Source organism: Enterobacter sp. JJBC (genome assembly GCF_036936505.1).
GTDB lineage: Bacteria > Pseudomonadota > Gammaproteobacteria > Enterobacterales > Enterobacteriaceae > Enterobacter > Enterobacter hormaechei_C.
On sequence record NZ_CP136935.1, the window covers coordinates 675,970 to 689,734 of the forward strand.

The 13,765-nt window shown below is 48.5% G+C and carries 18 protein-coding genes; 17 read left to right on the forward strand and 1 reads right to left on the reverse strand.

The window, feature by feature from the left end; genetic code table 11:
• Positions 1-41 precede the first annotated feature (41 nt).
• The 3 genes from RY075_RS03255 (at position 42) to RY075_RS03265 (ending at position 3,812) form a co-directional block, all read left to right on the forward strand.
• Positions 42-419 carry an AlpA family phage regulatory protein gene (locus RY075_RS03255; RefSeq protein ID WP_311382404.1) on the forward strand — a complete coding sequence of 126 codons (378 nt, stop codon included), beginning with the start codon at positions 42-44 and terminating at the stop codon, positions 417-419.
• A gap of 20 nt (positions 420-439) precedes the next feature.
• Positions 440-2,095 (forward strand): YfjI family protein, encoded by a 1,656-nt coding sequence (locus tag RY075_RS03260; protein ID WP_210870595.1) that lies wholly within the window; start codon positions 440-442, stop codon positions 2,093-2,095.
• A gap of 883 nt (positions 2,096-2,978) precedes the next feature.
• Positions 2,979-3,812 carry a hypothetical protein gene (locus RY075_RS03265; protein WP_338628157.1) on the forward strand — a complete coding sequence of 278 codons (834 nt, stop codon included), beginning with the start codon at positions 2,979-2,981 and terminating at the stop codon, positions 3,810-3,812.
• 194 nt (positions 3,813-4,006) lie between these two features.
• Here RY075_RS03265 and RY075_RS03270 read toward each other — a convergent pair whose 3' ends face one another.
• Entirely contained in the window at positions 4,007-4,951 is a 945-nt protein-coding gene (locus tag RY075_RS03270) for a glycosyltransferase (protein ID WP_023312595.1), read from the reverse strand.
• A gap of 534 nt (positions 4,952-5,485) precedes the next feature.
• Here RY075_RS03270 and RY075_RS03275 point away from each other — a divergent pair.
• The 14 genes from RY075_RS03275 to RY075_RS03340 all read left to right on the forward strand — a co-directional run bounded on the left by RY075_RS03275 (position 5,486) and on the right by RY075_RS03340 (position 13,666).
• Positions 5,486-6,667 (forward strand): hypothetical protein, encoded by a 1,182-nt coding sequence (locus RY075_RS03275; protein WP_338628159.1) that lies wholly within the window; start codon positions 5,486-5,488, stop codon positions 6,665-6,667.
• 166 nt (positions 6,668-6,833) lie between these two features.
• Complete coding sequence (locus tag RY075_RS03280) at positions 6,834-7,505, forward strand: EcsC family protein (RefSeq protein WP_023312598.1); 672 nt, start codon at positions 6,834-6,836, stop codon at positions 7,503-7,505.
• Complete coding sequence (locus tag RY075_RS03285) at positions 7,502-7,753, forward strand: DUF905 family protein (protein WP_023312599.1); 252 nt, start codon at positions 7,502-7,504, stop codon at positions 7,751-7,753. The genes RY075_RS03280 and RY075_RS03285 overlap by 4 nt, the downstream gene beginning before the upstream one ends.
• Positions 7,754-7,868: 115 nt before the next feature.
• Positions 7,869-8,687, forward strand: coding sequence for a DUF932 domain-containing protein (locus tag RY075_RS03290; protein ID WP_045405091.1), 819 nt, complete (start codon positions 7,869-7,871; stop codon positions 8,685-8,687).
• A gap of 18 nt (positions 8,688-8,705) precedes the next feature.
• Positions 8,706-8,915 carry a hypothetical protein gene (locus RY075_RS03295; protein WP_160311370.1) on the forward strand — a complete coding sequence of 70 codons (210 nt, stop codon included), beginning with the start codon at positions 8,706-8,708 and terminating at the stop codon, positions 8,913-8,915.
• 124 nt (positions 8,916-9,039) lie between these two features.
• Entirely contained in the window at positions 9,040-9,519 is a 480-nt protein-coding gene (locus RY075_RS03300; RefSeq protein WP_338628161.1) for an antirestriction protein, read from the forward strand.
• Positions 9,520-9,529: 10 nt separating this feature from the next.
• A complete protein-coding gene (radC, locus tag RY075_RS03305) occupies positions 9,530-10,009 on the forward strand; it encodes a DNA repair protein RadC (protein WP_338628163.1) in 480 nt (159 codons plus the stop codon).
• An 11-nt stretch (positions 10,010-10,020) separates the two neighbouring features.
• Positions 10,021-10,242, forward strand: coding sequence for a DUF987 domain-containing protein (locus tag RY075_RS03310; protein ID WP_045405097.1), 222 nt, complete (start codon positions 10,021-10,023; stop codon positions 10,240-10,242).
• Between the two features lie 31 nt (positions 10,243-10,273).
• The gene (locus RY075_RS03315; protein ID WP_338628164.1) at positions 10,274-10,648 is read left to right on the forward strand and encodes a type IV toxin-antitoxin system YeeU family antitoxin; all 375 of its coding nucleotides are present in this window, start codon (positions 10,274-10,276) and stop codon (positions 10,646-10,648) included.
• A 62-nt stretch (positions 10,649-10,710) separates the two neighbouring features.
• Entirely contained in the window at positions 10,711-11,088 is a 378-nt protein-coding gene (locus RY075_RS03320; protein WP_023312605.1) for a TA system toxin CbtA family protein, read from the forward strand.
• On the forward strand, positions 11,085-11,576 hold the full coding sequence (locus tag RY075_RS03325) for a DUF5983 family protein (RefSeq protein WP_023312606.1): 492 nt from the start codon (positions 11,085-11,087) through the stop codon (positions 11,574-11,576). The genes RY075_RS03320 and RY075_RS03325 overlap by 4 nt, the downstream gene beginning before the upstream one ends.
• 29 nt (positions 11,577-11,605) lie before the next feature.
• Positions 11,606-11,809 carry a DUF957 domain-containing protein gene (locus RY075_RS03330; protein WP_023312607.1) on the forward strand — a complete coding sequence of 68 codons (204 nt, stop codon included), beginning with the start codon at positions 11,606-11,608 and terminating at the stop codon, positions 11,807-11,809.
• Between the two features lie 70 nt (positions 11,810-11,879).
• A complete protein-coding gene (locus RY075_RS03335; RefSeq protein WP_023320257.1) occupies positions 11,880-12,725 on the forward strand; it encodes a DUF4942 domain-containing protein in 846 nt (281 codons plus the stop codon).
• A 143-nt stretch (positions 12,726-12,868) separates the two neighbouring features.
• Positions 12,869-13,666, forward strand: coding sequence for a helix-turn-helix domain-containing protein (locus tag RY075_RS03340; RefSeq protein WP_168978619.1), 798 nt, complete (start codon positions 12,869-12,871; stop codon positions 13,664-13,666).
• Positions 13,667-13,765 lie beyond the last annotated feature (99 nt).

A 13,765-nucleotide genomic window follows, 5' to 3' on the forward strand; every position in this document is an offset into this window, starting at 1 on the left:
TCCGGAGCAGAGTGCTCCTGAGGGTAACCAGGAAGAAGAAAATGCATAAACCCCATAGTAAAAAGATGCGTATGAGCGAGCTGGCATCCTCTGCCATCCGTCAGTTTCAAACAACGGATTCAGTCTCACACCAGGAAAGCAATGTAAACCTCCTCTTATCAGGTAATGTGGAAAAGATTGCCTTTCAGGGAAAGAAAAAAACGGGTGCTGAAAATAGCAATGGAATCACACCACCTAAGGATGAAGACCACCTTGTCGATATGAAATACATTACGACCCATAGTGGGTTGAGTGATAAATTTTTTTACGCCCTTATCAGGCGCGGAGCATTCCCCCGCCCAATAAAATTAGGACGGTCCTCCCGCTGGAAGATGAGTGAGTTTAAACAGTGGATCGAAGAACGCGCTGCTGCAAGGTAATACGCAGGAGATAGTAACAAGTGCATTATGCATTGAAAAATGCAGGTAATATATTTTCGTGCAATGCAAAAGAAGCAGAATCAAGTTTTCCGTACACAGGAAATGAGGCTATGTCTTTAAATAACAATCCAGAGAAAAAAAGCGGGACAACTTTCCCTTTACACTGTTTACCTGAGCAATTAAAAGAGACAGTTGAACGTGTAAATATGTTTACAGGAATGTCAATGGAACTGATGGTAAACATTATTTTCACCATGCTTTCAATTATATGCCAGTACCTTGTCGGTGTTGTATCGCCTTACTCAAGTATATCTGGGCCATGCTCTTTATACCTTCTTACGCTTGCCGAGTCTGGTGAGGGTAAGACATTTCTGTCACGACTGCTAATGAGACCCGTTTATAGTCGATTCGAGAAAATGCAGCTTGAATACAGAGACCGACTTGTTGCCTATAAAAGGGAGCATCTGATCTGGAAAACTATTTTACAGGGACTCAATGCCAATCAGCGGCAGGCTATAAAAAAGGGATATGGTGTCGAGGATGCTCAGGCTCAGCTGGAGCAGCATTATAAACGTGAACCTAAACGTCCTGTTGAGCCAAAGTTCATCTATCAGGATGTGACATTTAAAGCTCTTATCCAGGGCTTAAGCCTGCATGCTGAAGCTGGCATCATCATGGATGAAGCGATCTCTTTTTTCAGAAGTGGGTTGAAAAATCACCTCGGACTGTTGAATAAAGGCTGGGATGGAGGGAAATATTCATTTGACAGAACGGATGGCGAGAACTATGAACTCCCATTATGTCTGATGCTTTCACTAATGATTCAGCCTGGCGTATTTACTAATTATTTAGAAAAACATGGCGAGATGGTTAAAAGTAGCGGTTTACTTGCCCGCTTCCTTGTTATGAAGGTAAAAAGCTCAATAGGGCAACGTAATAGTCGTATTGATGAAGAGGGGGTGAATGCAGTATTAGCTCCGTTTTATAGCAAAATACAGGGGCTGTTAAGTCTTCTTGAAACCCGATTTTATGATGACAGCATACCGAAAGATCAACTAAGACTGTCTGATGATGCAAAAATGGTTCTTCAGGAAAGACAGAAAGAAATTGAAAAGGCTATTTTACCTGGCGGGCGTTTTGTACATATCCGAGATTTTGCGTCAAAAGCAATAGAGCAGGCACTGCGACTGGCTACAATAATGACTTTTTATTCAACTAAACCTACAGGAGACAGTTCGGCCGCTGATCTTATTTATACAAAGATTATCGATGCACGTCAAATAAGCAATGCACTGACAATGGTGGAATGGTATTTGCAACAGGCGAGCGACTTATTTTATCCACTGTCAGAGCGATACCAGTTTGAATGCGATGTCCGAAGCCTCTGGAGCTTTATTGTTAAAAGACTGAACAAAAATCAAGGTATACCATTTCCTAAGTATGAACTGCTTCAGTCTGGTCCGGGTCGTCTCAGACACATAGATAAATTAACGCCTGCGTTAAATCAGCTAATCAATCAGGGAATGTGTTGCATTATACGGTTCAATGGCTCCAGTGCTTTGTACATCGCGGGTATTTATAACGGCAATGTATGTTTAGGCGGCGTAAGAGAGCAGTATGCGATTGTACAGATAAGAAGCTTCGCTGACGAAAATTTCTGGCAAGTTGATTTGTAAGATATTGATGACGGCACAATCAATTATTAAGCAATAACTGCCTTAGTTACTTTCGAATGCTAACTTTACTTCATTTGAAAGCATGCCTACCATCGTAGTAAGCATACTGAGGTTGATTGATAAATAACCAGACATGCGCTTGTCTGTCTTAAAACAATTGCTGGTATTGCTAATTTAGCAGAAATCTCAGCTTTTCAGGGGGGATGGTGACGGGTGTTTGTTCAAAAATCACTCATGATGTTTGGAGTGTATGATGCCCGGAACACCCCATGAAGCAGATCGTCACTTTTGATTTGATATTGGAAAATTGTGCAGTATGACTGTATTCAACTACCGGGTGGGTGTAACGCAATAAGGTAATTATGCGTAATATATATTACCTAAATATCACATCACTATTCTTTACCAGTTATAGTAATCATTAGTGATAACATTCAATGAATTAAAGTACATACACATCATGACTAAATGCAGGAGAGATCATTGCGATAACCTTGTTTCCAGACTCAGACCAGCACTACAGGAACGGTTATGTGATGGCCATTATCTGATTTTTTTATCCGGAGCCAACAGGCGTAAAGGGAGAGAAAATACCCGATGCGGATATCCTCCTTGTAAGAATACGTTATCAGGAACAAGGAATGAAAAATATTGCAGTAAAGTTTGCCGTCAACGTGATTCCAGGAAGTTCGATAACTTCAATGCTTTCAGCATTCTGAGCTCATCGTACTGGACGCATATGGGAAACTCAATCAAACGGAATCTTTATTTTTTAGGATCAGTTTCGGATATGAGAGATATAATAAATTACTATCATCTGTATATACTCAAGTCTCGTCACCAACGAAGTTATACTCCTCCGCCGAGTGGAGATGATGAAAAAATGACGCTTGAGCAATTGTTGTTTCTGGATATCTGTCATTTGTATCCGAATGCAAAGGGCGGAGCAAGTTCCGCTGAGAATCTTATTATAGCGCCTTCATTTATTAATCGCAGAAATAATGATGCTATCCCGTATCAGGGACATGGTTTCGGGGGGGTTCAGTCAACGGGTGAATTGTTCCCTTTTAACGGCAGTCTGTATGACAGTTTAATTGTGCGATTTGGCTCAGAGGATGTGAATGCGGCATTGAGAGAAATAACTCCGGCCAAACGTTTTTATGGCAATGTTCCTAGGAAGATTGAGTTTGGGGGTATCGAGCAACAGCTTCCCTTGTTCACTTTACTTCATGGGGAGTTGTGGCGTCTTGGGCATCACAGGGTTTCAGAATGTTTGATGGAAATAAAACAACTATTCCCTGAATACCCTCTCTATCTGGAGTTGCTGGCAATTGTGGGCTTCCATGCGGTGTTATCTGGCGATCCTGATCGCATCATGGCGCTTTTATGCCGTGTTTTTGATAAATGCTTTAATATCAACTCGTCATTACGTGAGCCACACAAGCAGTGTATCTGTCTGATGTATCGTTTACTGAGTAAGTATCTTCGACGCTACTTCAGTATTGATATAGACAACAGGGAGGCTGTGGTGGCGTTCTACAATGGGTTCTATTCACAGGAGATAATCGCGCCTGGCGATTCTGAAGATGAAGTCGTGTGTTATCGCTATTTCACTGGCGTCAGACGTTCTGCTACCACCTTTTTCTATGTACCACCACAGAAGAAGGAACCTGTCGATTTATGGCGTCTTATGGGGGCAGACCTTACTTTTGAATAAAGAATATTCCAGATATTTTTGCGGCTATATTACTTATCTGAACAGATCAAGAATATTTTCTGCAGCGGTGAAATAACCACTTCCTGCGTGACTTACCCGGTTCGTTACTGATGTAGCGTTCCGGGTTTTTTAGTTTTATGCGGAAATTCTCTGTTGCATCTATCTCACGAGATTCACAGCTGTAATCTCCCTGGCTACAGATAAATCTTTCTCACGAGTTTCAGCACAAAAAAGAGGTCGCTCAGACCGCTGACCCCTGCAACCAACTGACGCAATACGATTCGTTGCCTGAACAACTGTCGGGCTGCCTGCCGGTTTGCAATCTTTCGCCGGAACAACCCGAGAAAATGGCGACACTCAACCAGCGCATGCCTTCTCAGAGGCGTTTTGATTTCATGGTGCTGTGGCAAGGATGAAAGAACGAGAATGTCGCTGATAACATCAATGTAGCTGTGCGCCCGGATATCGTAGTAGTCCTGCCGGTGGGTAATCGATGCCGGGTTTGTGATGTAGAAATAGTCCTTCCTGTCAGCGAAATAAAACTGGCCATTTGCAGCGGCGAGGTTAATCGTCCAGAGGATGTCCTTGTGGCTTTTTCCTTCCTGAAAGTGCAGATTATTCTTCCTTATATAGGACGAGCGCACCATTTGTAGCCACAGGTAATGCGGCCATTCTTTCTGTGCCACGCAATGTTGTATCCACGCATGCCCGTTGAGTGCCTGAGCATAAGGTTGCTTACGATGAACAGGTCTTAGTTGCAGGCAACTGCTGTCGGTGTACCAGCCATTGAAAAGAGCAACATCGGCCTGGGCCGCTCGTGCGCTTTTCAGTCTCTCCCGGAGAAAACCTTCTTCAATCCGGTCATCCGCATCAAGAAAAACCACCCATTCACCCCGGTGCACTGCCAGTGCGGCATTTCTTGCAGCATATACACCAAGGTTCTGCTGGCTGATAACCACCAGCCGTTCATCTTCGATGGTGCTGAGTATGGTCGACGTTTCGTCGGTAGAGCCATCATCCACAACAATCACCTCAGTGCTGAGTGTTTGCTCGCTGAGGAGCCTATTCACCAGATGGTCGATGGTGGTCTGCGCATTGAAGACCGGGATAATGGCGCTGACATCAATTTTAGGCTGCATATCGGGCTACGCTTTCCCTTCGCTGTCATCTTTCTGACGCCTGACGGGGAGGATGTGTTTTTCCCTGATTTCCTGCTCAGTATCAAATAAGCATTCGTCGCAGTATTCCTTATCAAGCCCAAACAGGAGGCTGATGACGCCCCTTCTCTTGTTACATCTTGCACATCTTTTCATTCCGACACCTGTATCCCTTTGAGCCAGCCACTTTCAATCCTGGTTAGGTAAATCTCTATAAAACAGACCATTAACAATATTTCACCGTCGTTCATGTGTTGTCTTTATAAAATTATTAATTGATTATACAGATCAATTCTATTAAATCGATCGATAAAAACGATCATGGTGTTGCCGGTTACACGCACCCTGGCATGGGTTTTAGTCGGGTCATTTCCACGGCCCGGAAGGGTTATCAACAGTGAAGAGGGCAGGATGAAGGTTTCCCGCTGATTAGTGGGTGATGAGTATTTTCAGGAAGTAAAACCATTCGGGAAACAGACCCGTTTCCCGCTCAGCAATTAAAAAGGAAAAAATTGAATGAAAAAATACCGTCCACATCAGAAAACCTTGCTGGCTGTTGTGCTCAGCATGGCGGCGTTTAATGCTTCTGCCGCATGGACCGTCAATGGTACCTTCTGCCAGTCGTACAGCGATGACGGTCAGGTTCTGCTACGGGTTAAGCCGTCAACGATTGGTATCATTGAGAATAAGCCACAGTGCGGCGGTCGTGGCACCACTGAACTTACCGGTAGTAATTTCAGGATTAATAACACTTCTTATCCATCCAGTGTGATGTGTAACAGCCAGTCCCAATACCAGTCAGTGCAGACAACCGTGGCAAAAAGTGATATTCAGTCAGTTATTAATTCATTGAAAGAAAACAAAAAAGCCAACATGAGCACGTTTGGTTCTTCTTTTACCTTCAGTACCTCTGATTTTGCCAGCGTGTGCGGCTCAGTGATTAATCAGAAGGTGACTGATTTCGATCCCCAGTCGGAATACAAACAGGGCATGGCAAAGATGGGTTACAAACAGGGTGAAAACGGCCAATGGCATAAACAGTCAAAGCAGGCATTTTCACGCGAGGCTGACCCGGAAATAGCTGCCAGTTACAATCCAAAAGCGGGCGTTGCTGAAGGCTCTGGAAAAGGTGGGTTCCATGGAGAGGGAGCCAGTAAAAATCTTTATGGCCCGGGTAGCCTGGCGCAAAAGGATGCAGAAGCGGCAAACGAAGCCCGCCGCCTCGCGGCACAAAATCGTGTGTCGAAAACTACCCCAAAAATAACAGAACCAGAGAAGCAGACAGCTCAGCAGCCTGCGGATCTCCCGGTGAATGCGTTCTGTACCCTGGATAACGGGAAAAATGTGGGGGTCTATGCCGCCGCAGGGAAGGATTATCGCTACACCTACACGGATAAGAACGATAAACCCGAGCTGGAGTTAACGGAAGGGCTGTTCGGTGTGAAAGCCTTCCACTACCACGCACCGCTGGGAATGGGGTCGGCCAGTTACATCCGCTTTAACAAAGGGGTATATGACTACATTCTGCTGAATAAAGACACCGGTCATGAAGAGTTTCAGGGCATCCGGGTGTACAAAAACGGGGATCTGATTTCGGCTCATGAATGTAAAACCCGTCTGACGCTCGATACCCGCGAGCTTCTCCAGGACAGTCACGTTGACAACGAAAAAATGGGTGAACACTTCACCCTGAACTGACAGTAAAAATCATTAATCACAGGGATAACCCTTGCCAGCAGGCCACACCCTCTCAGGAGGGCGTGGCCTGTTGCTTTTATGTCCTCTGACAGCAAACCCCCCCGCCAGGCTCATTACAGCAATGTCCCTGGCCTTTCTTTTATCCACTGTTTAAGCAGGAGAACGAATGGAAAATAACGATGATATTGACGTTGAGTATGACGATGAGATGCCAGCAGAAGAACACACCCCCCGCAGCATTCAGGCGATGATGGGCTGGCTCTATGACAAAGCCGTCAGTGGGATTGCCGGGATCGAGTCGGCTGAAACCCTGGCAGAACGCTATCTCACGGATGCGGAGGGGGATGTGACAAAGGCCGCTCACGCGATGATCCGCTGGGAGAGCGTTAAGGCGGGCAGTACCGGCTTTTTATCCGGAGTGGGCGGGGTGGTGGCGATGCCCGTCACGCTGCCCCTGAACATCACCAGCGTACTGTTTCTCCAGACCCGACTGGTGGCAGCCATCGCCTGCCTTGGTAAACGCAATCTGGCTGATGAACGTATCCGGGCACTTGCCGGGCTGTGTCTGTGCGGTAACGCTGCCAAAGCGCTGTTGCAGGAAGTGGCGTTACAGGCGATGGAGAACTGGACCCGGCCCTTCACACGGAGGATTGTGGAGAAAACCCTGGTGCTGATGGCTACCCGGACAGGCATACGCACCGGCGGTCAGTTTATTCGTCTGGTGCCCCTGGCCGGTGGTGTGGTCAGCGGGGTGGTGGATGTCACCACCACCCGCACAATTGGCCGCATTGCCTGCACCACGTTTCTGCCACCTTATCCGGGGCAACGGAAATCATGAGAAATCATCAGGTTCCCTCGTTGCCACAAGGGACGTTCACCCGCGCTCAGGCTGAAGCTATAGCCGCCGCATACATCAATATTTCTATAGAAGATGACCAGGGCATCCATTTTCGTCTGGTTATCCGCGATACCGACGACATGCTTATCTGGCGCGACTGGAACTTTGCCCCGGATGCCGGGGTGATGCTCAATCGCTATATCGTCAGTGATGGTATCCCTGTTCCTTCACTCTCTGACGACAACTAACCACAGTCAGCGTCCATCGTCGTTCTTTATCACAACCGCCACCCCCTGCATCAGGCCATGTTCTTCGGAGCATGGTCTTTTGCTTTTATGCCGTTAGCCACAAGGAGTTTTCATTATGCGATTAGCCAGCCGCTTTGGCCGAACCAACCAGATACGCCGTGATCGTCCACTAACCCACGACGAATTACACCAGCATGTTCCCAGCGTTTTTGGCGAAGACAAGCACGAATCCCGCTCGGAGCGCTACTGCTATATCCCGACTATCACTCTGCTGGAGAACCTTCATCGCGAAGGATTTGAGCCTTTCTTTGCCTGTCAGACTAAAGTGCGCGATCAGAGCAAGCGTGAGCATACGAAGCACATGCTCCGTCTGCGCCGTGCCGGGCAGATAAACGGTCAGCAGGTGCCGGAAATCATCATTCTTAATTCGCACGATGGCGCATCCAGCTTTCAGTTATTACCAGGGATCTTCAGAAGTGTTTGTACAAACTCGCTCGTCTGCGGTCAGTCGTTTGGCGAGATCCGCGTACCGCATCGCGGTGATGTCGTTGAAAAAGTGATTGAAGGCGCTTACGAAGTCCTCGGCGTGTTTGACCGGGTGGAGGAGAAACGCGAGGCCATGCAGTCACTGCTGGTGCCGCCACCCGCTCAGCAGGCGTTTGCGAAAGCAGCGCTGGCCTACCGTTTTGGCGAAGAGCATCAGCCCATCACCGAATCCCAGGTACTGACGCCACGTCGCTGGCAGGACGAAAAAAGTGATTTGTGGACGACTTTCAATACGCTTCAGGAAAATTTGAGTAAGGGAGGCTTAAATGGTCGCTCCGCACAGGGTAAACGCAGCCGTACACGCGCGGTTAACGGTATCGACGGCGATATCAAGCTGAACCGAGCGCTGTGGGTGATGGCCGAAGAATTACAACAGGCACTGAGCTGATGCAGCACGTTCCTGCGAATGCTTATCAGACAGCAGTCTGGCCCGTCTCTCTGCAAAACCAGCCCGGCTGCCGTTCTGTATCCGACGATGACCTCTGCGCCTGGTGCAGGCATCTCTGCTACCGGCCTGGTGAACTTAGCCTTTGTCAGCAGGCTGATGCGAATGGTATCTGGCCCTCACGGTGCGATATCGATGGCTATGCACAATCCTGCCCACGGCAACTCCTGACCACATCACCTGCTGAACTTACCTGCCGGTAACACGGCACGCCTGTTACGCCAAAAATCACACGACTTACACGTTCCCGCTCAGCGGGAGTGCGCTTATGACCTCTACAAAAGGAACAACTGACATGACCGACATTATCAACCTTAACGATAACAACCTGTTACACCAGAAATCTGCCGATGAAGTCTCCGCACTGGCCGCCACGCTCGTACCGGACGAACAGCGTGTTGGCTTCTGGCCACTGCACTTCGGCAACATACCACAGTGGATAATCCTTGAACCGACAGCCTTCGCCTGGATGGACCGCTTCTGCGCCAGCTACAGTGGCGGCATCTGGCAGTTTTACACGCTGAGCAACGGCGGTGCTTTTATGGCCCCGGAAGCGAATGAGGATATCGATGAAAAATGGACGCTGTTCAATCCGATGAACGGCAACGGTGGTGAACTCAGCGCCGAAGCCGCCGGAATAGCCGTCTGTCTGATGACTTACAGCCACCACGCCATGCGCACCGAATGCGACGCCATGATGGAGCACTATTACCGTCTGCGGGACTACGCGCTCAACCACGCAGAATGCAGCGCCATCATGCATATCATCGACTGAGGACCCCACAATGGAAACACAGTTACCGCTGTTTGCCGCCAAATTACCGGCATCCGCACAGCACACCATCCGTGAGGCTCTAACCCTGCTGGAGCGTCAGTTACGTGAACCCGGTGCGTCATTTACCTCCAGCCACACCGTCCGGGACTGGTTACGCCTGCAGCTTGCCACGCAGGAGCGTGAAGAATTTATTGCGCTCTTCCTGGATAACCAGCACCGGCTGATTGCGCATGAAACCCTCTTCACCGGCACCATCAACCATACGCAGGTCCATCCACGGGAAGTAGTGAAGGCTGCACTGAAACATAACGCTGCTGCCATGCTCGTTGCACACAGCCACCCTTCAGGGCACGCAGAGCCCAGCGAGGCAGACAGACGGATCACAGAACGTCTTAAGCAGGCGCTGGATTTGATGGACATCCGTCTTCTGGATCACCTGGTTGTTGGCGGGATGGAGATCGTCTCGCTAGCTGAACGCGGCTGGCTGTAAGGGGACCTGTGATGAAAATTATCAGCAAGCGTCAGGCCATGGCGATTTATCGTCAGCATCCGCAATCCCGGTTGTTTCGCTTCTGTACCGGCAAATACGCATGGTCCGGCAGTATCTGCCACTACGCAGGGCGGGAGGTACAGGATGTCAGCGGTGTGCTGGCGGTCTTCGCGGAGCGCCGTCATGACCGTCACGGTCCGTATGTGGTTCTACGCAGCGTCACACTTAATTAATCACTTACCATCACTGTTAAGGAGTGCTTAAATGTTCGATACTGAAAGTACCGATGTCGGGGCGATACCTCAGCACACAATCGCTTCCCATTGGTGGGGGCTGAAGTGCGACACCACACCCTGTTTTGGTACCCGCCTGGTCCAGGAGGGCAATCAGCTACACTTCCTGTCTGACCGGAGCAATTTCACCGGAACATTTCACGAAAGCGAAGCATTGCAGCTTAATCAGGCTTTTCCCCTGATGCTCAAACAGCTTGAGTTGATGTTGGTATCCGGTGAGCTCAACCCACGCCACCAGCACTGCGTCACGTTGTATCACAATGGTCTCATCTGCGAAGCGGACACACTGGGCAGTTGTGGTTATATCTACCTCGCGATTTATCCGGGGGAACCGCCAGCAGCGTAATCACCAGACCTGCAACAGCATCCGGCACCACCTTCCTCGTTTCACCTCAGAAAGAGAACATCATGCAAACCCAATCTATACACCCTGTACGGGCGACGGCGTCACGCCCATCTCCTGTCGATATCTGGCAAACCCTGTTGACGTACCTCCTGGAGCAACATTACGGGCTCACACTTAACGACACCCCGTTTGGCAACGACATGGTGATCCAGGAGCATATTGAGGCTGGTATCTCACTGTGCGATGGCGTCAATTTTATCGTCGAAAAGTACGAACTGGTCCGTATCGATCGCCACGGTTTCAGCACAGAAACACAGTCACCGCTTATTGGCAGCATCGATATCCTTCGTGCACGAAAAGCGACCGGGCTGATGACCCGCAACGATTACAAAGTGGTCACCGACATCACCACCGGCAAATACAGCGGGGGGACACGATGAAACTCTCCCTCACAGTGGAAGCTGATACTGTCAACGTCCTGGCCCTCAACATGGGCCGGATTTCCGTGGATATCGATGGTATTGAACTGACCGATCTGATCGATGTGGTCTGTGATAATGGCTATTCGCTTCGCATTGCAGACGAGCCCGGAAAACTGCTGATTGAAGATCCGCTTCCTGCCAGCGCCCGCTACCATGGCATTCAGTGCAGCACGGCGCATATCACCTGCGATGACAACGATCTGCTGTATCGGCTCTCGCAACAACGGGAAGCTCACGAGGATGCGGAGTGGATTTGCTATACCGGATCAGGCTATCTCATCCGTCTGGATGCGTGGGCTTTTCCGGTTCTGCAACTGAAACGATGCGGACTGTCGAAAGCCGGTCGCCGGTTGATTATCACTCTGATGCGTCGCTACCCATTGAGCATCATTCACCTCGATGCCTTTGGTGAACTGCTACCAGGCTTTGAGATCTTCGACTGGTAAATCTTCTCTTCATTATCACAGGCAACCCCATGTTGACACTCACTACCGAAGCGGCGCTGGATATTCTGATCGACTGGCTGCAGGACAATATCGACTGTGAATCCACGCTAATTTTCGATAACGACGAAGACAGAACCGATTCCGCCACGCTATTACCCTGCATCCAGCAGGCAAGGAACGATGTCCGGGATCTCTGCCATCTTCAGCTCCTGCACAACGTCAATAAACCGTAGCCTCTCATCAAACAGCATAAACGCCAGCCCTGACCCGGCTGGCGTTTTGCGTTTATATAAAGGAAAGCAAATGTCCGAACAATACACCCACACTGAATCCGATGTTCTGACAGGCCATACCGAGCTTATCAGCTCCACCAGCATTGAACGTATCGTTGTCGGGCGCAATGCCGCACTGGAACAAATCAAAGCGATGATCCATCAGCTCGCTGATATCTCTGCGCTAACCGAGAGTATTGGGGGTAAAACAGCCATTGACTGGGCAATGCGTCAGGAATTTCGCCGTGGTTGCTGGTTACTTGAGAAAGAACAAACCGCCATGAACGTGATCACCTGCAATCTCGACCGTAGCATCTGGCGCGATTTGATGAAGAAATCCGGCATGATTGCGCTGATGGATGCCGCCGCTCGCGACGAATGGAATCGTAATCTTGAGCAGGATGATATCCCCGCCATCAGCGAAGAGAACATTATCAGTACCTTTAAGCAACTGCACCACAGCAAAGACGATGTGTTTGAGCGTGGTATCATCAACGTATTTAAGAGCCTGAGCTGGGATTACAAGTCGAACTCACCGTGCCGGTTTGGCAAAAAGATTATCGTCGATGGACTGGTGAATTATGGCCGTTGGGGATTTAGATTACTTCACGGGAAACGACGGGCTCAGTTGGCGGATCTGGATCGCATGCTGAATCTGCTCGATGGTAAACCTGTTCCCGAAAACCGTCATGATCTTAGCATCAGATTAGATGATCACATAAGCAAGCAACACAGTAACGTATACGAAGATGAGTACGTGTCGATACGCTACTTCCAGAAGGGCTCAGGGCACATTACTTTCAAACGCCCTGATTTGGTTGAGAAGATGAATGACATTGTTGCCAGGTATTATCCGGGGATGCTGGCTGCTAAGTAAGTGTAAAAGGTCTTCTCTTTTGGGTGAGGACTTTTTAAATCATCCACACTTATGACAAGTTTCTATCTGAAAACACATATATGTGTTTTTACGCGTTTTTGTGTTTTAGTGTAAGCCATCAACCTCATGAGAAGAGCGATGCCATGTTACAGAACAACATCAAACAGCTTCGTACCCAATTGTCGATCACTCAGCGCGAACTGGCGTTTATGGTCGGCACCAGCCAGCAGCAAATCCAGCGCATCGAAACCGGGAAGGTTGCAGCAAAGTTGGGCCTTGCTCAGGCAATATGCAATGCTCTGGATAAACCTCTAAACGTCGTATTCCCGGAAAGCGATCGGTTGATAGACGACTTCCGTAAGAAGCGTCGTAAAACCGATGAAGATCTTGAGGTAATAGCTACAAGTGGTATTGAAATGGATAGCGGTCTCTGGACCGTAAAACTTTGGCTACAGGGGCTGCCGGATTATTTATTGTTGCCCATTTCTGCTGCTGATAAGCGGAGGTTTTATTATTATTTTCAGGAAACAGCTAGCCCGAATGTAGAGCGGTTCTTTGTCTTTGACTCGGACCAGTATCGTTATGCGTTAAATATGCGTGAAGTGGTATTTCACCAGTTCTTGTCTGATAGTCTACCGCCAATCGTTGCTAAAGAAGATGATGATTACGAAGACGATTATTTTAATGTCCATATCACCCTGGTGAACGGTGGCCCTGTGATTCCGCTGAGCGTTGAGCCTGATGCGCCGCAAAATGAAGAGGCGCATGATATCGGTCAGTTGAATGCGTTCTTTGACAAACTGGACTGTGAGCCTGAAACCACAGATCGTTATATGTTAACCGACGAAGATGGAGAAGATGCTTTTATCCGTATTGGTTCTATTGCCATGGTACGAGTCGTACTTGACGCGCTGGAGCCTGTGGAAGAAGATGAAGAGTAGTTTTTAGCTAGCTGTATTCACAGGGAATCGCGTTGAGTATACATGTGAGTATACATCGTGATTCATTGTTTTTATAAAGTTACTTATTTCAATTGGTTA